The organism is Marnyiella aurantia, assembly GCF_014041915.1.
GTDB lineage: Bacteria > Bacteroidota > Bacteroidia > Flavobacteriales > Weeksellaceae > Marnyiella > Marnyiella aurantia.
Map to the genome: position 1 here is coordinate 461,592 of NZ_CP059472.1, position 20,019 is coordinate 481,610.

Here is a 20,019-nt window from a genome sequence, read left to right on the forward strand (position 1 = left end):
GTTTAAAAAGAAAGACGCGAAATTTCGCGCCTTCCAGTATTCATTAAATCAGTTTATTAATCTTTTACCACATCAATGCGCATAAACTCTTCCGCTTTTTCCACCATTTCGGTATTACCGCAGAAGAAAGGCGTACGCTGGTGAAGCTCAGTTGGTTCAAGCTCCATAATACGGTTGAAACCGTCGGAGGCCTTGCCCCCGGCCTGCTCGGCCAGGAATGCCATTGGATTACATTCGTATAACAGACGAAGTTTACCCGTGGGCGCGTTTGCATAAGATGGATAGATATAAATCCCCCCCTTTATCATATTCCTGTGGAAATCCGAAACCAAAGATCCGATATATCTGGAAGTGTACGGCCTGTCGCCCTCCATCATCTGGCAGTACTTCAGGTAATTTTTAACTCCCTGCGGAAATTTTGAATAGTTTCCTTCGTTTATAGAGTATATTTTTCCTTTCTCAGGAAATCTCATATTAGGATGGGAAAGGTAATACGTTCCCAGGCTCGGGTCCAGTGTAAATCCGTTCACGCCGTTTCCGGTAGTGTAGACGATCATTGTGGAAGAACCGTAAACCACATAACCAGCAGCTACCTGATCTACCCCTTTCTGAAGGAAATCTTCAAGCTGAACGGGAGTTCCCGGCTCAGTTACACGGCGATAGATGGAGAAAATGGTGCCTACTGAAACATTCACATCAATATTTGACGAACCGTCCAGAGGATCAATAAGAACAACGTATTTACTTAAATGTCCGTTTGGGCCACATTTAATATCAATGAAATCATCGCTTTCTTCAGAAGCAATTCCACAAACCACCTCACGCTGAGACAAAGCAGTGATGAAGATGTCATTTGCCAGCACATCCAGTTTCTGCTGCTGTTCCCCCTGGATATTTGTCATACCTGCATGACCAACTATATCTGCGATACCAGCCTTATTTACATCACGGTTCACCACTTTGGATGCAAGCCTGATGGCACTTAGAAGGCGGGAAAATTCGCCGGTGGAATACTGAAAATCGTCCTGCTTATCAATTATAAATTCGCCGAGGGTCTGTAATGCGTTTTCTGACATTTGTGGGTTTTTGAGTTTGCAACAAATTTCGGAAATTTCTTTGAATATTAAAGGTATATCGCAGAAAATGATTCACCCTGATATGGATGGCCAGGCATAATCGGTGGTCATTTTCATTTTTCAGTCAAAAACACTATTTTTGGAAATTATTTCCCCCACCTGCACACTACCACAATCCACAAATTATCCAACTGATTACCAGTATATTAAATGAAAGTATTTAAATTTGGAGGCGCATCTGTAAAGGACGCAAACGGAGTTAGAAATGTTGCCACGGTCCTGAACAGTCAGGGCACAGATGCCTGTCTGCTGGTCGTATCAGCCATGGGTAAAACAACAAACGCGCTTGAGAATGCCATCAGTTTATACTTTAATAAAGGTGATTACCACACGGCGGCAAATGCCGTTGCGAAAAACCATCTGGATACGGCACGGGAGCTTTTTGAAGGTGATGCGGCAATTTTACAGGAACTGCAGGCGATTTTGATTGACTTGCTGGATTTTCTAAAAAAGAACAAATCGCCTGATTACAGTTATGTTTATGATCAGGTTGTAAGTACAGGCGAGCTACTGTCAAGCAAAATAGTAAGCGAATACCTCAATTCCTGTGGATATTCCAACAAATGGCTGGACGCCCGCGAATTTATTAAAACAGACGGACTGTACCGGGAAGGTACCGTGAACTGGGAAACGACTGTAGACAATATACGGAGACTCGATAAAGATGAAAATTATGTCACTCAGGGCTTTATAGGCTCAGATAACAATAATTTCACCACTACCCTGGGCCGTGAAGGTTCGGATTACAGTGCAGCCATTTTCGCATATGGACTGGATGCCGATGCACTGACCATCTGGAAGGATGTGCCGGGTGTAATGACCGGAGACCCGCGGAAATTCAGTGAAGTGCAGCTCCTGGACACTATTTCCTATGAAGAGGCTATTGAAATGGCCTATTTCGGAGCGTCGGTAATTCATCCCAAGACACTGCAGCCACTCCAGAAAAAAAATATACCCTTTTATGTAAAATCATTTCTTGAGCCGGAACAACCTGGAACAAAGGTGAGTAGTACCGCGGGCAGCAGCAAATTACCTTCTTTTATTCTTAAGGAAAATCAGCACCTGGCGCATATTTCCACGCGTGACTTTTCCTTTATTGCCGAAGAACACATAAGTCAGATCTTTAATGTGCTGGCGAAACACAAAATAAAGGTATCCCTGATGCAGAATACGGCCATCTCCCTGGCCCTCTGCTTGGAAGACAAATACGGCAACCTTGAGGAATTCAACAAAGAACTGAGTGCTGAATTCAAAATAGATCTGCGCGGCGGCGTATCACTTTTCACCGTAAGGAATGTGGAGCAGAACGAAATAAACCGATACTGCGCGGACAGGCAGATACTTCTTGAACAGATTTCACGGAATACGGTTCAGATGGTGATTGAATAACTAATAACCCATTCCAAAAAACATGAGCTTAATTTCCAGACAGGATTTAATAAATGCATCGGGCATGAACAGATTGGGTTTCATTAAAAATCCACTGTCAGCAGCCATTATGCGCCTGACCAAAATTGATCGGGTGAACAACCTTTACGACAAAGTAAAAGATAAGCAGGGCAAGGAGTTTTTTGATGCTTTCGTACGCGAACGGAACCTTAAATACATTGTCTTTGCCGAAGATTTAGCGAAAATCCCGAAAACAGGACCCTTTATCCTCGTAGCCAATCATCCGCTGGGCGCCATAGACGGCATCCTGATGACCAAGATCCTGTCCGAAATCCGTCCCGATTTTAAGATCATGGGCAATTTCCTGCTGTCACGGATCAAACCTATGGAACCTTATGTGATATCGGTAAACCCCTTTGAAAAACGTAAAGAGCTTCACAGCAGCTCAGGCGGAATGCGGGAAACCCTGCGACATCTGGCTGAAGGCGGTTGTGTCGGGATATTTCCCGCCGGTGAAGTCTCCAACAAAAACAATCCTTTTGCCGAAATCCTGGATAAGGAATGGGAGAAGCCCGCCATTAAACTCATACGCAAGGCGAAAGTTCCGGTCGTTCCAATGTACTTCCACGCTAAAAACAGCACTGTCTTTTACCGGCTGGCAAAGATGCACCCCAATTTGCAAACTTTGTTGCTGCCATCGGAAATGATGCATCAGCGCGACAAGCCCATCCGTATGCGGATAGGAAAGCCTATTTCTGTAAAGGTAATAGACGAGCAGGAAGATGCGGAGGAACTCGGCGAATTCCTGAAACGTAAGGTCTATATGCTTAAGTCCTATTATGAGCGACGGAAATCGCTGCCGGACATCCTGAAACTGCCCAATCTGAATATTAAGTTTCCGCTGCTGCTGAAGGAGGAAAACATTATTCAGAATATCATAGACGAAACTCCGACTGAAGATATCGTAAAGGAGATTGAAACGCTGCGCGCCAACGACAAGATGTTCTTCAGTAACGGTAATTACGAGGTCTATTTTGCCGGCTATGACGAAATCCCGTCCATTATGCGTGAGATAGGCCGCCAGCGCGAGCTTACCTTTCGGGCTATTGGCGAAGGCTGCAACCTCCCTTATGACCTGGACGAATTCGACCAGCATTACTATCACCTTTTCCTTTGGGACAGTGAGGCGAAGAAAATCGCGGGTGCTTACCGCATGGGTCTGGGCCGGGAAATAATGAAAAAACATGGTGTGGGAGGCTTCTACACCAATTCCCTATTTGAATTTGACCAGGAAATCCATCCTTTCTTCCGCAAGGTCATAGAAATGGGTCGCGCCTACATCCTGCAGGAGTATCAGATGAAGCCGCTACCCCTCTTCCTGCTTTGGCGGGGTATCGTGCATGTTTGTCTGCGCAATCCGGACCATAAGTTCCTGATGGGCGGTGTAAGCATCTCCGACAAGTTCTCCGATTTCTCGAAATCGCTGATCATAGAATTTATGCGCTCCAATTATTACGACTCTGCGGTGGCACAGTACATACATCCCAAGCATGAGTTCAAGATCAAGCTGAGGGACCGCGACAAGCACCTTTTTCTGGACGAAGTGGAATCGGACCTTAATAAGCTGGACAAAATAATCGATGACCTGGAACCGGAGCTCAGGCTTCCTGTCCTGATTAAGAAATATATCAAGCAAAATGCGAAAGTTGTGGCCTTCAATGTGGACCCAAATTTCAATGATGCCATAGACGGACTCATGTATATCCGCATCAGCGACCTTCCGGCCAGTACCATAAAGCCGGTTTTGGAAGAGATGAGCGAAGAAATGCGCAAGGAGCAGGAAAATAATAAAACTGAGAATCAGGCACTTTAGAAAAAACATGATAAAAAGCGCGAAAATACTTGCGCCGCATGGAAAAAGATTCTATTTTTGCAGCACTTAAAACAACAGAAGTTAACGGTTTCTTAGCTCAGTTGGTAGAGCAATGGATTGAAAATCCATGTGTCCCTGGTTCGATCCCTGGAGAAACCACTTTAAATCAATCACTTACAATTAATTTTGTAGGTGATTTTTTGTATTAGGAGGATTTTGAAAAATTCTTGCCAACTGTGCTAGGATAGCTCGTGCTTTACTTGGTGTAAGACGCGTAGGATAATACGGAACCTTACGGTTTGAAATAAAAAAATAAAGCTGTATTTGATTGACCGTAATGGTGGAGTTTACTTCAAATCAAACTTTAAAAATATTTCATCTGACAATAATCTAGTATCCGTATATACGCCATCGTTAACGACCGATAGAAATCCTACTTTGCAATAGTTTTCTACGGCTATAAAGCCATCTTCCAACTCAAGGTATGGTTCATGGTAATATCGTCCGAATTTGGAGTCTTTCTGACCGACATAAGGATACAATAGAATACTTTTAGTAGCTTTCCAGTGCAGGTTGTAGGCAAACATTTGTTTTAGATCATCATCTGCGGGATTGTTACTGTCCACAATTTTCCATTTGGTATCTATAACATAGGTTTGCATGCTACTGAGATCTCTGATTACTATATCGGGCCTAATGGTTTTATGCTCCCAAAATTTATCCTGTGCCTGTGCATTGATTTCATAATAATCGGAATCAGTATGTTTCCGTAAAATACGATATACGTACTCCTCCCACAGCTTATTCATATCAAACAGTAGGGAAAGCATCTGCTCTTCACCTGAATTTAGATTGGGAGAATAATTCAAAATTAACATCTTAGAAATATCCAGCGATCGCTTATAAGACTGGGTTTTTCGATCCAGCTTCAGGTCGTGAAATTGTTTTGCCGTGAAACTCTTTCTTTCATAATCGCTAAATTCATATAACAACCTTTTTACCTTGTCACTAAGATTGGTATTTACCAATGAATCGACTATTGAGAGAGCCTGAAAGATGATCTGATGAATTTGATGATCTTTATCGTAGACCTGATGCTCACAATAAAACTTTTCCTTGTGAATTAAATTTTTCTGTATATCTCTAGAAAAAACCAATTTTCCTTTTAGTGCCAGCTGATTGTTTTGTATGCGCCTGTATTTTTTAATTAAACCTTTCTTCACCAACTGTTCAACTTCCGTAAGGAAAATTTCAAAGTAAACATCAAGGATAGAATTATTCTTTCTTTTCAACCCTGTTTCAGATACGGTATCCACCTGAATCTTTTTGCAGACCCTGAGCATATTTAGCAACACACTTTGCCAAAGTTGTTTGTTCGGATATTCTGAACTGTCGGCTTTCGGGAGAATCTCTATCGTTAACCCATCTACCTGTAAAACGCCAACATAACTATTGAACTGAACGCCATTAAAAATAGGAGTGAAATACTTATTACCATTCCTCTCATTGAATTTCACAAGTGAAGTAAGGTGATTCTGAGAAAAACCCCCTTCACCAATTCTTAGCTTTTGGTATTCAAATACCTGCAGGAAATTCTTGCGATCCATTAGATTATTCTGCGTTGTCCTGATATATTGATATAAAATCTGAGACACTTAATGTATCAACATCAGCGAAGGTGTAGATCTTTTTTTCTGTAAGAAACTCAACATCATCGTATCCTTTAAATTTTGCAAGTATCTTCTTGTTATCCTGTGTACTTGAAGAAAATACAAAACGATCTCCCAACACCAAGCCTATCTTTCCGAAGTCTCCGTAGAAGTACTCTTCCAACAGTGGTATAATTTTGTTTTTAAAGGTCCTTTTAAGCTCCTCTACTGTATTAACCCCAATAAAATAAGAATGGCCTATTTGGTGATCTTTATCTACTAAGAGTTCGATACGTTTATTGATGGTTTCAAGCAAAACAATCAAATCAATATTGGTATTTGGAATTTTGCCAGAGTATTCATGTCCATACACTAAAACTTGCGGATCAGATTTCATTTCAGTAAAAGAAAATCTGCGTCTTAAGGCAGTATCCAGACTTTCAACACTACGGTCTGCAGTATTCATGGTACCCAGAAGGTACAAGTTAGGTGGTACTCCAAAACCTTCCTTACTGTAAGGTAGAGTTACTTCTATAGACTCCCTACTCCCCAAGCGTTTATCATCTTCAATAAGTGTGATCAGTTCACCGAAAATTGAAGAGATATTCCCGCGGTTTATTTCATCCATGATAAGCACAAAGCGGTCAAGACTTTTTGATGAACTGGAATCGTTAGTGTACGAAATAAGTTTATCAATTATGGATGGGTAATAAATCCCCAGACCCTGATGTGAATAAACTCTTTCGCCATAAAACAGTTCCTTCATTGTTTTAAAACTTAAGGTATGACCAGTACCTCCGCTCGACTTTCTAAATCTTAAGTTTTTCTCATTAAAAGAAATGATGGTGAAATCACTACCCTGAGTTTTTAGTGGAAATTTAATAGAATTATCTTCTTCCCATTCACTTTTTAATCTCAGGAGTGCATCCTCAAATGGAATACTATTCTGTCGGGCAGACTGGGCGTTCAACCAATTATCCTGCGCCTTAGACGCAATTTTTGTAAATATTCCATCTTCCACCTCATACAAGACTTTGTTATCAACTGTCTTTGGCTTAATTCCCTCTATAAAGTCCTCATAACCCATGCTTTGATGGAAGGTGGTAAACCTAATCTGATTTCCATTGGAGTAATGGTCATATAGTCGCAGAATTTCGTCCCGATCATCTTTAGTATTTCCAAACATACGATCTTCAATAATTTCAACCGCAAGTTTTTTAGTTGAATATGTCTTCCCTGATCCTGGGCAGCCGAAGAGAATTTGATTGAGAGGATAATTCATTGTAGTTGTCTGTAGATTTGAGATTCGTATAAGTTCCTCGTATTGTTCTCTCGTAGCAGAGAAATTGGTTCCTTGATTTCCACCCTTAAGTGAATTTAATTTATTGTTTTCCCTTATTATTTTTGACAAAACAGGATTCTTTGCAAAATTGTGAGTAATAATTATGTCAACACGATCTTCATTAGGGTCATATGCACTCTTGTAATACTTAAGCTCCTCTTCTATGACGGGGTTTTTACCTACACTTGAGGTAACTTCTCCTAATCCATAAACTCCTGAATTGTTACCACTAAGCCATAGTATTATCTTATCACCAACTTTAATCTTATCCTTATGTGCTGCTACTTTCCAACTTGTGATAGAGGAATCGGTTAACGCACTCACAACGTCATAATAGTCGGGATTTCCTTGGAATAGCCAATAATTTTCACCTTTATTAGAATAAGGTGAAAATTCTCCCCCGATGACTTTAGATCGAAAATCCTTATCAAATGCCAATCTTTCGATAAAACCATCATTATTCTTTAAGTAGCCCGATCGGATAGTTTTATTAAAAACTTCAACTATTGCTCGATCTATACCTTTCTTATGTTTTTCAAGTAGCTTTGTATCCGTAATATGGTTAAGAAAGGAATTTTCTGAACTTTGAAATTTTTCTGAATGTATTCCAAACATTCCTTCTCCTATAACCTTAAAAGTTTCTCCATGAGTTGACGATTTGAGAGACCATACATATTTCTGGCCCACTATAAAATTGATTTGTTTATCAGAACAACTAAACACACACTTTTGCGTCCCTTGGATTATTCCGTGTTCAATAATCAACTGATCTAGATAATTGAAATAAGCTATTAAATTGCCTTTACTGAAAGGTTGCAGAACGTCATTATACAAACCTGTTAAGTCACTTCGGTAATTAACAAAAAGTATATTTTGAATCATTAAATTCATGTCATCCCACTGAGGTTGCTTATAGTAAGATCTATATATCTTCGCAAAGTCAGCGCGCTCTGATATGACCTTGCGAAACACTGGCAGTAATGAATAGTATGTTAAAAGAAATCCATTTTGAGATGTACTATTATTTATTTTAAATTCTTTGCTGAATCGTTTGAAGAAGGAATATTTGTATAAACTGTATTTCTCAGGATATCGGAAGCTGAGATAAGCGCTGAGTGTCCTTTCATCTTGTTGAGCATTAAAATTCTCTTTTTGAAGAACCTGCCGCATTTTAACCAAAATCTGATCGGAGGCTATTTGAAAATTTAATATTCGGCTATCTATTGGTAGACGTTCATCATATAAGCTATCAAACATTTCACGTACTTCCTCTGGAAATTCTTTTGCAGTCTTGTATATGAAATCCCAGGAATTCTGGTATAAGAGATTGCCTGCACGACTAAAAGAAGTTTTGATCATTTCGGCAAAATTTGGATCTTCCAAATTCCAATTCTCCTGAAAATAGTTTATCGCATCATATTTATATAACTCATTCGGTTCTCCAACTACACTTATAATTGTAAGGTACCGATCTACCAGGCTGTGAATTACTACTTCATTCATTGAGATTGTTATTGTTTAGGCACATAAATACCCCCAGTGCCGTTCAGAACTTTATCATTTAGATCTTTGCCAAAATTGTTTTTCGATATCTGGGATAACTCAGTAAAAAGCTTTTTAAACTCCTCTGAGGTTCTGTCAAGTTTGTTAAAATATTTTGCTAAGACTTTTTGTGTCACTCCACCTGTCCCTGAGGAATCATAAGAACCTATAGTGGAATTTTTATATCCTAAGAACTTACTTGGAGCAAATAAACCTTCTTCTGGCCAATAATACCAGTGAAAAAATGACCTGTAATACTGCAGGACCCGTGATGGTTCCAAATTATCTATTTCCTGAAATGATCTGAAGTTTTCAATAATGTCGTTCCATGACTCAACAACTTTATTTTCATTGTATAGGATCTCATCCCTTCTATAAACAAACATTTCAGATTGGTAAAGCATTTCAAATTTGTTACTAAGGATCTCATTTTCTATCAACGGCTGCCACTGTTCCAGAATATAGGTCCACATTCTGTGCTCGTATCGCCATCAGTAGTAGTGTAAAAAATTATTACAATATCGTTTTCTTTCTTACTTTCAATTGCATTAAGGGAGTCCTTAATAAGATTCTTTACAACTTCCAAGTCTTCATGTAAGAGTGTTTTTGATTCATAAGGAGTTAGTGTAATTCCGTCTCTCAATTCATTATTAACCCCGAAATAATCATACTCGTAGAACAATTCGTTAATTTTCATTTTTATTTAAATTTAGCGTAATATAAGAGGTGCCGCGCAATCTAATTACTTCCTTATCCCAATATATCTTTAAAAATCATTTGTGTTTAGGTTCTGTAGGAGAAATTAATGCAAACTTTATATAATCTTTTACCCAAAGGACAGTTTAATCCATTGTAAGCTTCCCGCTCCCAGGCACGCTCAAAAATAAAGTGTTTTATTGATAATTTACTGTTGTTTACGGAATTTTGTTGACTGGAGGAGATAATTAATTGGCGGAGCCAAAATCCTGAGCATTGTCCAACAAGATTTTTCCATATTTCATCAGGAAGCGTGGGTGAAAAAGGGTTTCTTCACCGGAAGCGCCATAACAAAAAATGCCCCGCAAAAAGCAGGGCATTGGTAATTAATGATATGATATTATGGCTTTGAAATCAGCTTACCACCCTGCTGCTTACCGTTCTTACCGGTAAGTTGGTAAAAGTAAACACCAGCCGGAAGACTTACAGGCAGTGCAGTTGTCATGCGTGACAGACGCACATCCATTACCATTGAACCAGCCGCGTTATACAGCTTAAGGTTTGATCCGTTATCCACCCCTTCCAGAGTTACATTTAAAACCGAGTTGAAGGGATTAGGATACAGCTTAGCGTTCAGGCTAACAGCGTTAGCAGAACTTGTTGCCAGGACACCACATCCCGCCGTCATTTGAACATCAACTGCGGCAGTAGTTACAGCACCGCTGGTGGTAAGCATACGACCATCTACTGCTACGCCTGTGGCAAGGTTTACTGCGCCATTGTTCCCAATGACTGTTCCCTTGAACTCTGCATAATCACTTAGATCTGTAGCTCCGTCTACTTTCCAGAAAACATTTTTCGCCTGTGCACCGTTCTGTAAAATAACTTTAGCGTAAGTGCTCGTAGATAAAGCTCCGTTAATTTTGATTACAAATACAGCATCAGCATTTCCCTGTGCATTCAGGTACACATTTCCTGTAAGTACCGTGGCACCGTTCAGTTGGTAGGTATGCGGCGTAAGTACCAGACCCTGACCAAATGCGGCTGGGTAAAGAAGTTCAATATCGGTAGGAAGTATGTTCAGGTAAGTGTACACCAGACTAAGGTCTGCTGCAGCTTGTGCAGTAGAGCTATCCGGACTCGGATGTATTGTACCGTTCACATTACCAGCCTGAAAACCTGTAGTTAGCCCTACATTGGTACCCACATCACCGGTAAGAGTTGAAACTCCTGCATTGGCAACCCCTCCGTTTCCGGAAAACACAGCATAACAGGCAACGCTGTTTAACTGCGGTGGCAGTGGCCCCGTAAGTGTTTGAGAACCACATCCCAGAGGTTTAGCAATAGTAACGCCTGATACTGACACAGCACCGGTAGTGGATAGCGCACGGCCCTCCAGCGTTACACCCGTATTAAGGACGATAGCTGCGTTGTTGGCAACGATTGTTCCCCTCATCGCCGTATTTGTCGCAAGGTCCACAAGCCCTTCTACTTTCCAGAAGACATTGCAGGCAAGAGCGCCATTGGTAAGCACCACCTGAGCGGCAGCACCCGAAGAGAGAGATCCCTGAATCTTAAATATGAAGACAGAGTTAGCGTTTCCTCCACCGTCAAGAGTCAGCATTCCATTGATCGTAGCACTTTGCCCAATGGAGTAGATTCCGGCAGTAAGCGTCTGTCCATTCCCAAGTAATGCAGCCGGAAACTGAGTAGGAACAGCAGAATTCAGCTGGTTGTAAGCGATGGTAAGTGACGCCGCGGCGGCGGCGGTTGCCAGATCACCATTATGCATCACTCCATCCACATTTCCGAAACCGGTAAGTCCGCCATTATTGGTGCCCACATCTCCCGTAATAATAGATAAGCCTGTATTCGTTACCGCTCCTGTGGTTGAAAACACGGCAAAATTCGAAACTGCTCCAAGTACTGGTGCCTGGGCGCTAGCCTGGTAACCGAACATCGAGGCAACCGTAACTGCCAAAAGTAATAATTTATTCATTTTTTTATTTTTAGCCCGATATGAGTCTACCGAACAGGCAAAGGTAAACTATAATGATGCCACATATTAGTATTTTAATAAAATATATATTTATTTTTTAATCACTTTTCATTCATATGAAATCATTAACATTTTTCTTTTATTTTAAAGCCACTTTTATTAAATAATATTCAAAAATAAAAAACCGTCTTTAAAACACTAAGTAATTAGGAATGATAAGAGTTAAAGTATACATCTTCCAGAGTTGGAACTTTCTTTTAATATGAACTGCATCAGTTTCAGCAAACAAAAAATCTTAAGCGTGTGGTAAATGTGCTGCAACTTAAATAATCCTGCATAAAAAGACAGGCAGGGGACTGTAAATTATATCCCTGCCGGTATATAAGTTGAGATTCACTTACATGGCTGTACAAAAAATATTAATTATCTTCGCTCTCCAAACCTTTAGATTAAAGAATGAAAAATATATTTGCAGCTTTTGCGCTGCTCATGTCCATAATTGTAGTCGCGCAGGACGGCATACAGTTTCAGAAAAACAACTTCGGCGAAATGCTGGAGAAAGCCAAAAAAGAAAATAAACTTATTTTTATCGATGCCATGGCTGTGTGGTGCGGACCGTGCAAACTAATGGATAAAAACGTCTTCAGCCTAAAACCGGTGGCCGATTTTTACAACGCCAATTTCATCAACGGAAAATTTGACATGGAAAAGGGCGAAGGCCTGGAGCTGGCGGCACGCTACGGTGTGCGCTCTTATCCTACTTACCTTTTCATCAACGGTGACGGGCAGTTGGTTTCCCGCAATATGGGATATATGCCGGAAAGTACATTTCTGGAACTGGGTAAAGAAGCATACGCGGCCGTGAAAAACATGGGCTCCATGAAAAGCCGTTTTGAAAAGGGCGAAAAAGACCCTGACTTCCTCATCAGCATTATTAAACTTCATGCGGAGTCTGATTATGATTTTGCTAAGCAGGCCTCTGAAAGATATTTCAAAAACAAAAAGACTTCAGAGTTTACCAAGGAAGAGGTAGGCTATCTTTTGTTCGCAATTAAAAGTGTGGATGATGCCAATTACAGCATCTTCAAAAAAAATGAAAAAGCGTTGACGCAGCACTTTCCAGCGCAGACATTTGAACAGTTTGATAATCAGCTGAAGATCCAGAAACTCTGGGATACTTCGGTTAACCTGAAAGCCAAAACAGTAAATGACACTCAGTTTCTAAGTCAGGCTGAAGTGATGATCGGAAAAGAAGAGGCTGAGAAGGTACTAAACCGCCGTAAGCTGGACTTCTACGAACAGACCGAAAATTTCCCGGCCTATCAGGCTGCGGCGCTGGCCTATTTTAAACTCAACGAAAAGGCTGATCCCACAGAACAGCTGAAAGCCGCCTGGATATTCTCTGAAAAAGCCACGGACCAAAATGCGCTGAGAACTGCTCAGCAATGGGCCGAACGCTCCGTGCAGATGCGTGAAACGCCGGAGAACAGCTATATCCTGGCTAAACTTTACCAGAAATCCGGTAAGAATGCGGAAGCCAGAATGTATGCTGAGGCCGCTGTACGATTAGCCAAACAAAGAGGTGTCGACAGCAGTGCGGCCGAGAAGTTACTTACCGAATTAAACTAATACATTTGAAGAGACTTTGTTTTGCCCTCCTATGCTTTACGGTGATATTTGCTTCTGCGCAGGATACTGAGGATTCCAAATCCCTGTACGTAAAAGGAAATGCTGTGCTGCTACCTGTTGGGGTACTGAATGTGGGCGCAGAATATCAGCTTCATAATAAATTCACCTTGCAGGCGGATGCTTTAGTTTCTCCCTGGAAATCCTTTTCCGGTCACCAGGCACAGCTTTACATGTTAGGGATGGACGGCAGATATTATTTTGACCGTGCTTTCCGGCGCTGGTACGTGGGCTTGAACATCAGCGCACTCCGGTTTATTGCTCAAAAGCCAAATTACTGGGGAGAAGGACCTTATCAGCTAACTCCCGACTCACCAATCTATAACAAATCGGACCTGTATCAGGACGGTTACGCCGTTTTAATAGGGGCTGTTGCAGGTTACCAGTTTCAGCTTTCGGAAAAATGGAATATTGACCTCTTTGTTGCCGGCGGAAATGCACAAAGCCTGTACAGGGGATACCACGAAGAACTGGGGATACGATATGACGAGCTGACGGGCTGGAACCGCAGCGGCGAGTGGATTCCGTACCGCGGCGGCGTAATGATTTCCTACAAATTAAGATAATGAATATAAAAAGCTATAAATACCTTATTGTTGCCACAGTAACCTTCCTGATTCTGTTCCTTATGAATTACATTGGCAACCCGGAGGCGGACAGACTGGAACGCGCTTTAATGACCGCAGTGGCGGGTGTAGTAGGACTAACAATCGGAATGTGGTTTGTGTATCGGAACCGCAAGGACGATACGCATCATGATTTTGATTAATATTCCTTAACGGATCTCAAGCTGAATCGTTTGTCCTGTAACCTGACTCCTGACTTTCATTTTAGATTTACCCGACAGCAACTTCTCTTTCTGCCTTAAGCTTTCACACCGGCTTAAGATTTCGGGACTTTGCCCGTCAATTTCTGTCACGGTATCACCCGGTTTCGCTTTGTCGGCCGCAGCTCCCCATAATGCGGCAATACGCAGTGCAATCCCGTCTGAAATAACCGAAACATTCTCTTTCTTTCCGGTAAGCTGATCCTCGTTAGTTAAAAGATATACCTGGCTTTTTCTGAAATCAAAGATGGGATTCAGCTTCTCAAGTATTTTGTTTCCTATTTTACTGTTATGGTCTTTGGAAACTACAATATAATCGTTGATAAAACTTAAGTTAGCAAACATCAGCGGTTTTTTCAGCCGCACCCTTTCCAAATCTTCATTTTCATTTTTGTCGATGAGCGAAAGCGATACAAAGCCTTTTCCCCTTTCGGTTTCCGCAACTCCTCCCCACTTACCAATAAGGTCTTTTGCCTCTTTTGAAAAGTGTACAGCACCCGAAAAGCCACTGTCAAGGAGAAAAGCTACCTCAATTTTTTGGCTGGCTTTATAGTCAAAGTAAACATACGGCAACACCTGACCACCTCTGTTCGGCACCATATTCATTCTCTGAAAATCACGGGTGTTTAACTTAGAAACAGCATCGGTCACGGTTATTTCGCGTGTACCGTAATTTATCTGAACCACTGAATTCCGGAAGGAATTGGCACCAATAATTCCCTTTACAGCAAAACAGGTCTTCAGTATGTTTTCGCCCGGAAACAGAATAAAATTCATTTCGGTAAATTCGAGATCACCAATCTTAAACTTCTGATTAAACAGCACTTCAGCGGAAGTGGTATTGGCATTAGAATCTGATAAAACTACGGCACTTTTACTCGTGCCTTCCACTTTATCGCCAAAAAGCACATTGGAAGCACCGGTATCAAACAGGAATTTAGCTTTTTCGCCATTGTAATCCACATCGACGATCATAAATCCGTCGCGGTATTCAAAAGAAATTTTTTCCAGATACTGCTTTTCTATAATGTTGCCTGTATTTAGGGGGTGTTGCGCAGACAGAGCACCAAAAAGAAGGAGAAAAATAAGGGCACATGGCCGTAAAAAAGAGCTTCCTGCATTAAAAGCTGGTGACTTAATCTTCATATATCAAATATTTCACCCGGATCTTTTCAAAATCCAGCAGATCCTTTTGCCAGCTCGCCCGTATCTGAGATTCCGTTTTTCCGGCAATAATCTGTTTGCGCAGTTCGTCGGTGCCGGCAAGTTTATCAAAAAAGAGATTCTTCAGGAAGAAATCCTGCTGTGGGCTCTTATACTCTCTGTAAGCCTTCAGCAACCACTCCAGATTAATCCGTCGCAAATCTTCACTGTTATCAGATAAGTTCTCACCGTAGCAAAGTTTTCCGTTCAGGAAAGGGTCTTTGGCGCCCTCAGTTGGTCTGGGTGTAAACTGGTAAGGCAAATTTTTAGTCCAGGGCGAACCATAGATCTGAAACGGAAGCGCGGTACCACGACCCACAGAAACCTGGGTACCTTCAAAAAAACAAAGACTTGGATAAAGGTTTACCGATTTTTCATTGGGAAGGTTTGGCGACGGCTTCTCCAGCATGCCGTAACGCTTTGTCTTGTTATAGCCCTGCATCGGTATGACTGTGTATTTGGCCTGAACACCGTTCTTCAGCCATTTTTCACCATTCACCATATTTCCGTATTCGCCCATTGTAAGTCCGTACACTACCGGCACCTTATGCATTCCGACGAAGCTGGTAAATTTATCTTTCAGAACCGGTCCGTCGGTATAACCGTCATGCGGATTAGGCCTGTCCAGCACAATGACTTCCACATTATTCTCGGCACCTGCTTCCATTACGTAAGTAAGTGTGGAGATGTAGGTATAGAAGCGGACGCCAACGTCCTGAATATCGAAAAGAATAACATCCAGACCTTTCATCTGTTCCGCAGTGGGCTTTTTATTATTTCCGTACAGGGACACAATCTTGATCCCCGTCTTTGCGTCCATACCGCTTTTCACGTGTTCACCCGCATCGGCAGTTCCGCGAAAGCCATGCTCGGGCGCAAAAATTGACTTCATCTTTATTTCGTTCTTCACCAGGAAATCCACAAGATGCGTGCGGTCTTTCAGCAAGCCCGTTTGATTGGTAACAATACCTACATTTTTATTTTTAAGAAGAGGAAGATAAAGTTGAGGCCGGTCTGCCGCAGCCAGAAAACAGTCTGTGTTTTGGGCAGTTATGGGGGTAATTGCTAAAAATATTAGGCAAATAAGAACTAAATCTCTAATTTTGGCACCTAAAATCATCTGCTTGAAGTTTCCGTTATATTTTTCCAAAAAAATAGCTTTTTCCAAAGATAACAAAAATAATCTCTCACGGATTATCATCTTTATTGGGAGGCTTTCTGTAGCGCTCGGCATCATCGTTTCACTGATCACGGTGTCGGTGGGCTTTGGCTCTAAAGAAGCAATTAAACTGCGCATGGCCGACTTCAGCGGACATATCAACATAAAATCCAAACGTTCCAACTCGTCCTATGATTCATCTGTGCTGGACCGCACGGGACTGGACCTGAAAAAAATACGTGCAAATCCGGATGTAGCTACAGCGCAGAACTACGTAAGCGTGAGCGGAATCCTTCGGAATGAGCACAACTTTGCCGGCGTGGTAATGAAAGGCATCGGAAAGGATTTTGACCATGAGCGCTTTAAGAAATTCATTGTAAAAGGAAACACTCCAAAGGTTACGGAAGATGGCTATAACAACGGAGTTGTGATCTCGGAAAAGATTGCCAGCGACCTTCACCTGGGCGTGAAGGACAGTATTGTTGCCATTTTTTCGAAGCAGAACCAGCAGCCTCTGTACAGGAATTTTGAGGTAATAGGTATTTACAAGACAGATATCAAGATGATAGACGACCAGTTTATTCTGGGCGACATAAACCATGCACGTAAGATCCTTGACATGGAGAAGAATGATGTAGGCGGCATCGATATTTTTCTGAAGGATGTTAATGATATAGAAAAGGAAACACCAGAAATAGACCGCAGTGTGGGCCTGAAGAATTATACCGAGAAGGCCACTGAAAAGTACCCGCAAATCGTAGACTGGATCAATATCTTCGACAATAATATTGCGGTGATCATCGTTATTATGCTCAGTGTGGTGATCATCAATATCGTAATGGTTCTGCTGATCCTCATTATTGAAAGAACGAATTCCATTGGTCTGCTTAAAACGCTGGGCGCCAGCAACGGGCAGATCCGCACGCTTTTCATTTACTACACGCTGCTCATTATGGTGCCCGGACTTATCTTTGGGAACCTGATCGGCTTCACACTTCTGGGACTTCAGAAAATTTTCAGTATTATAAAGCTTAATCCCGAAAACTATTACATCAGCACGGTGCCGGTAGATCTTAACCCGCTGATCCCAGTGGTCATCTCCGCCGGAATTTTGTTGGTATCAGCCTTTGCGATGATTTTCCCAAGCTATCTTATAAGTAAGATATCACCGGTGAAATCGATTAAATACACATAAAATAATTAAATTAAGATATGAAATTTGCAAATAATATACTTGAAACTATCGGAAATACGCCTCTGGTAAAACTCAATAAAGTTTTAGGCGAAGATTTTCCTGCTTTGGTTTTGGCGAAAGTGGAAACCTTTAATCCAGGCAACTCGGTGAAAGACCGTATGGCGGTTAAAATGATTGAGGATGCCGAAAAAGACGGACGTCTGAAACCGGGTGGAACAATAGTAGAAGGAACTTCCGGAAATACCGGTATGGGACTGGCGCTGGCAGCTATCGTGAAAGGTTATAAATGTATTTTTGTCACCAACGATAAGCAGTCCAAGGAGAAGTGTGACATCCTGCGCGCTGTTGGTGCCGAGGTTATTGTTTGTCCTACCGATGTGACGCCGGACGATCCACGCTCCTACTATTCAGTTTCCAAAAGTCTGGCAGAGCAGACAGAAAACGGTTGGTATGTAAACCAATACGACAATCTTTCTAACCGCGAAACGCATTACGAACAGACAGCACCGGAAATCTGGGAACAGACCGAGGGTAAACTGACGCATTTCGTGGCCGGAGCCGGAACAGGTGGTACAGTTACAGGTTGCGGCAGATTTTTTAAAGAGCGCAATCCAAATATCCACATTACAGGTATCGATACCTACGGTTCTATCCTGAAGGAAATTCACGAAACGGGCGAAATTCATCCTGAAAACGCCTATTCTTACATTACCGAAGGTATTGGTGAAGACATTCTGCCGGAAAACTACGACATGAGCGTCATTGACCATTTTGAAAAAGTGACGGATAAGGACGGTGCCATTTATGCAAGGAAACTTGCCAAGGAAGAAGGTATTTTCTGCGGATATTCAGCCGGTAGTGCTATTGCTGCGCTGAAGCAGATGCAGGACCAGTTTACTGAGGACGATATCATTGTAGTGCTGCTGCACGATCACGGTTCCCGTTATGTAGGCAAGATCTATAATGATGACTGGATGAAACAGATGGGCTGGCTGGATTAATTTTAAGAAAGTAAGATTTCATAATAAACCCCTTTTGCTTTTGCTGAAGGGGTTTTTAGTGAGTATGTTTTAATTAAATAGCTGTAACATTTATGATCTAGGCTGGTCTTCCCTACTCTGAATATTATAAAACAGGCTTCTTTTCTCCGCCTGCAGTGTTTCAATCTGCTCCAGCAACCTGCTTATGATTTCGAGGCCGGGCAAATTCACTTCCAAATCATAATGCCAGTTTACAAAGCGCTCGAAAGCCGGCAGTTGCTCATAATATAAGTACTTCACCTCATCCACCGTTTCCGTTCGGAGAAGTCCGGATGCTTCAAGTTCATCAAAAAAATTGATTTCTATATTGTAGAGCGTTACAAGCTCCTCACGTGATATTCTCTGGCTCATTTCCTTAATTTTTGAAGTTCTGTAAACAGTTCCTTTTCCCGCTCCGTCAGATGTTTCGGCAGCTCAATATTGTAGCTAACATACAGGTCGCCATACTGCCCGTCCTTTTTGTAGACCGGAAATCCTTTACCTTTCAGCCGGGCTTTTGTGCCGTTCTGTGTTTCCGGTTTAACTTTAAGGTTTACCTCACCGTCCAGGGTTTTCACCTTCACATCGCCCCCTAACATGGCAGTATAGAGATCGATAGTAACCTCAGCAGCCAGGTCATCACCATTCCGTTTAAAGTACGGATCTTCGGCAACAGAGAAAGTGATATAAAGGTCACCGTTTGGTCCGCCGTTGTAACCCGGATTACCGTGCCCGGCAAGTTTGATCTTCTGCCCGTCATGAACTCCGGCCGGAATGGTGATCCGGACTTTCTTACCGTTGATGTCAAATGTTTGCTGATGCGTTTGTGCGGCATCTCTCAAATGAAGCTGCAGTTCTGCCGAAATATCCTGCCCCCTGAATTTCCCGGAGGCAGAGCCACGTGCATTCCTGAAGCCGCCGCTACCACCGAACATGCTCTGGAAGAAATCCGAAAAATCTTCGCCATCGCCAAAATCAGCACCTGAAAATCCACCGAAATCACCGGTGCCCTGCGCCTGCCTTTGCCTGTGTTGCTGTTGCTGTGCTCTTTCGTACTCTTCGCCATGCTGCCAGTGCTCGCCGTATTTGTCATATTTCTCACGGTTTTCGGCATTGCTCAGGACTTCATTGGCCTCATTGATTTCCTTGAACTTCCTCTCGGCCTCTTTATCGCCCGGATTCACATCCGGGTGATACTTGCGGGCCAGTTTCCGGTAGGCCTTTTTTACCTCCTCGGGCGTAGCTGTTTTGGCTATTCCAAGTATTTTGTAGTAATCTATATATGCCATTTTATGTCGGGCTTTC

17 protein-coding genes and 1 tRNA gene are annotated in these 20,019 nt (G+C 42.0%); 8 read left to right on the plus strand and 10 right to left on the minus strand.

The features are described 5' to 3' along the window. Positions 1-56: 56 nt before the first annotated feature. Entirely contained in the window at positions 57-1,076 is a 1,020-nt protein-coding gene (gene fbp / locus H1R16_RS02080; protein ID WP_181885892.1) for a class 1 fructose-bisphosphatase, read from the minus strand. Between the two features lie 210 nt (positions 1,077-1,286). Between fbp and H1R16_RS02085 the strand changes: the two genes are divergently transcribed. From H1R16_RS02085 to H1R16_RS02095, 3 genes are all read left to right on the plus strand, one after another. Continuing rightward, positions 1,287-2,525 carry an aspartate kinase gene (locus H1R16_RS02085; RefSeq protein WP_181885891.1) on the plus strand — a complete coding sequence of 413 codons (1,239 nt, stop codon included), beginning with the start codon at positions 1,287-1,289 and terminating at the stop codon, positions 2,523-2,525. 22 nt (positions 2,526-2,547) lie between these two features. Further along, positions 2,548-4,398, plus strand: coding sequence for a lysophospholipid acyltransferase family protein (locus H1R16_RS02090; RefSeq protein ID WP_181885890.1), 1,851 nt, complete (start codon positions 2,548-2,550; stop codon positions 4,396-4,398). 86 nt (positions 4,399-4,484) lie between these two features. Continuing rightward, a tRNA-Phe gene (locus tag H1R16_RS02095) sits at positions 4,485-4,557 on the plus strand. A 188-nt stretch (positions 4,558-4,745) separates the two neighbouring features. On the opposite strand, the gene H1R16_RS02100 is transcribed toward H1R16_RS02095, so the two are convergent. From H1R16_RS02100 to H1R16_RS02120, 5 genes are all read right to left on the minus strand, one after another. Beyond that, entirely contained in the window at positions 4,746-6,005 is a 1,260-nt protein-coding gene (locus H1R16_RS02100) for an McrC family protein (RefSeq protein WP_181885889.1), read from the minus strand. Between the two features lie 4 nt (positions 6,006-6,009). Further along, positions 6,010-8,892, minus strand: a complete 2,883-nt coding sequence (locus H1R16_RS02105) for an EVE domain-containing protein (protein ID WP_181885888.1) — start codon at positions 8,890-8,892, stop codon at positions 6,010-6,012. Positions 8,893-8,900: 8 nt separating this feature from the next. Next, the gene (locus H1R16_RS02110) at positions 8,901-9,335 is read right to left on the minus strand and encodes a hypothetical protein (RefSeq protein WP_181885887.1); all 435 of its coding nucleotides are present in this window, start codon (positions 9,333-9,335) and stop codon (positions 8,901-8,903) included. A 32-nt stretch (positions 9,336-9,367) separates the two neighbouring features. Continuing rightward, complete coding sequence (locus H1R16_RS02115; protein ID WP_181885886.1) at positions 9,368-9,628, minus strand: hypothetical protein; 261 nt, start codon at positions 9,626-9,628, stop codon at positions 9,368-9,370. Positions 9,629-10,027: 399 nt separating this feature from the next. Continuing rightward, positions 10,028-11,626: an ice-binding family protein gene (locus H1R16_RS02120; RefSeq protein ID WP_181885885.1), complete on the minus strand. Its 1,599-nt coding sequence runs from the start codon at positions 11,624-11,626 to the stop codon at positions 10,028-10,030. Between the two features lie 456 nt (positions 11,627-12,082). Here H1R16_RS02120 and H1R16_RS02125 point away from each other — a divergent pair, with 456 nt between their 5' ends. From H1R16_RS02125 to H1R16_RS02135, 3 genes are read left to right on the plus strand one after another with little or no spacing between them, the layout of a single operon-like run. Next, positions 12,083-13,255, plus strand: a complete 1,173-nt coding sequence (locus H1R16_RS02125) for a thioredoxin family protein (RefSeq protein ID WP_181885884.1) — start codon at positions 12,083-12,085, stop codon at positions 13,253-13,255. A gap of 5 nt (positions 13,256-13,260) precedes the next feature. After that, positions 13,261-13,878, plus strand: a complete 618-nt coding sequence (locus H1R16_RS02130; protein WP_181885883.1) for a DUF3575 domain-containing protein — start codon at positions 13,261-13,263, stop codon at positions 13,876-13,878. Beyond that, a complete protein-coding gene (locus H1R16_RS02135) occupies positions 13,878-14,081 on the plus strand; it encodes a hypothetical protein (protein WP_181885882.1) in 204 nt (67 codons plus the stop codon). The genes H1R16_RS02130 and H1R16_RS02135 overlap by 1 nt, the downstream gene beginning before the upstream one ends. 6 nt (positions 14,082-14,087) lie before the next feature. Here the strand turns inward: H1R16_RS02135 and H1R16_RS02140 are convergent, their stop codons facing one another. Both H1R16_RS02140 and H1R16_RS02145 read right to left on the minus strand, forming a co-directional pair. After that, a complete protein-coding gene (locus H1R16_RS02140; RefSeq protein ID WP_181885881.1) occupies positions 14,088-15,284 on the minus strand; it encodes an aspartyl protease family protein in 1,197 nt (398 codons plus the stop codon). Next, positions 15,274-16,461 (minus strand): exo-beta-N-acetylmuramidase NamZ family protein, encoded by a 1,188-nt coding sequence (locus tag H1R16_RS02145; protein ID WP_181886758.1) that lies wholly within the window; start codon positions 16,459-16,461, stop codon positions 15,274-15,276. The genes H1R16_RS02140 and H1R16_RS02145 overlap by 11 nt, the downstream gene beginning before the upstream one ends. A gap of 4 nt (positions 16,462-16,465) precedes the next feature. Between H1R16_RS02145 and H1R16_RS02150 the strand changes: the two genes are divergently transcribed. Together H1R16_RS02150 and H1R16_RS02155 are read left to right on the plus strand one after the other, a co-directional pair. Further along, positions 16,466-17,695, plus strand: a complete 1,230-nt coding sequence (locus H1R16_RS02150; protein WP_181885880.1) for an ABC transporter permease — start codon at positions 16,466-16,468, stop codon at positions 17,693-17,695. A gap of 17 nt (positions 17,696-17,712) precedes the next feature. Continuing rightward, entirely contained in the window at positions 17,713-18,696 is a 984-nt protein-coding gene (locus tag H1R16_RS02155; RefSeq protein WP_181885879.1) for a PLP-dependent cysteine synthase family protein, read from the plus strand. Positions 18,697-18,786: 90 nt separating this feature from the next. Here the strand turns inward: H1R16_RS02155 and H1R16_RS02160 are convergent, their stop codons facing one another. Next, the gene (locus H1R16_RS02160; RefSeq protein ID WP_181885878.1) at positions 18,787-19,086 is read right to left on the minus strand and encodes a chaperone modulator CbpM; all 300 of its coding nucleotides are present in this window, start codon (positions 19,084-19,086) and stop codon (positions 18,787-18,789) included. After that, entirely contained in the window at positions 19,083-20,003 is a 921-nt protein-coding gene (locus H1R16_RS02165; protein ID WP_181885877.1) for a DnaJ C-terminal domain-containing protein, read from the minus strand. The genes H1R16_RS02160 and H1R16_RS02165 overlap by 4 nt, the downstream gene beginning before the upstream one ends. Positions 20,004-20,019: the final 16 nt, after the last annotated feature.

Bases quoted from the DNA above. Each gene is read 5' to 3' on its own strand.
- fbp (WP_181885892.1), bottom strand. From the start codon at position 1,076: ATGTCAGAAAACGCATTACAGACCCTCGGCGAATTTATAATTGATAAG.
- H1R16_RS02085 (WP_181885891.1), top strand. From the start codon at position 1,287: ATGAAAGTATTTAAATTTGGAGGCGCATCTGTAAAGGACGCAAACGGA.
- H1R16_RS02090 (WP_181885890.1), top strand. From the start codon at position 2,548: ATGAGCTTAATTTCCAGACAGGATTTAATAAATGCATCGGGCATGAAC.
- H1R16_RS02100 (WP_181885889.1), bottom strand. From the start codon at position 6,005: ATGGATCGCAAGAATTTCCTGCAGGTATTTGAATACCAAAAGCTAAGA.
- H1R16_RS02105 (WP_181885888.1), bottom strand. From the start codon at position 8,892: ATGAATGAAGTAGTAATTCACAGCCTGGTAGATCGGTACCTTACAATT.
- H1R16_RS02110 (WP_181885887.1), bottom strand. From the start codon at position 9,335: ATGCTTTACCAATCTGAAATGTTTGTTTATAGAAGGGATGAGATCCTA.
- H1R16_RS02115 (WP_181885886.1), bottom strand. From the start codon at position 9,628: ATGAAAATTAACGAATTGTTCTACGAGTATGATTATTTCGGGGTTAAT.
- H1R16_RS02120 (WP_181885885.1), bottom strand. From the start codon at position 11,626: ATGAATAAATTATTACTTTTGGCAGTTACGGTTGCCTCGATGTTCGGT.
- H1R16_RS02125 (WP_181885884.1), top strand. From the start codon at position 12,083: ATGAAAAATATATTTGCAGCTTTTGCGCTGCTCATGTCCATAATTGTA.
- H1R16_RS02135 (WP_181885882.1), top strand. From the start codon at position 13,878: ATGAATATAAAAAGCTATAAATACCTTATTGTTGCCACAGTAACCTTC.
- H1R16_RS02140 (WP_181885881.1), bottom strand. From the start codon at position 15,284: ATGAAGATTAAGTCACCAGCTTTTAATGCAGGAAGCTCTTTTTTACGG.
- H1R16_RS02145 (WP_181886758.1), bottom strand. From the start codon at position 16,461: ATGATTTTAGGTGCCAAAATTAGAGATTTAGTTCTTATTTGCCTAATA.
- H1R16_RS02155 (WP_181885879.1), top strand. From the start codon at position 17,713: ATGAAATTTGCAAATAATATACTTGAAACTATCGGAAATACGCCTCTG.
- H1R16_RS02160 (WP_181885878.1), bottom strand. From the start codon at position 19,086: ATGAGCCAGAGAATATCACGTGAGGAGCTTGTAACGCTCTACAATATA.
- H1R16_RS02165 (WP_181885877.1), bottom strand. From the start codon at position 20,003: ATGGCATATATAGATTACTACAAAATACTTGGAATAGCCAAAACAGCT.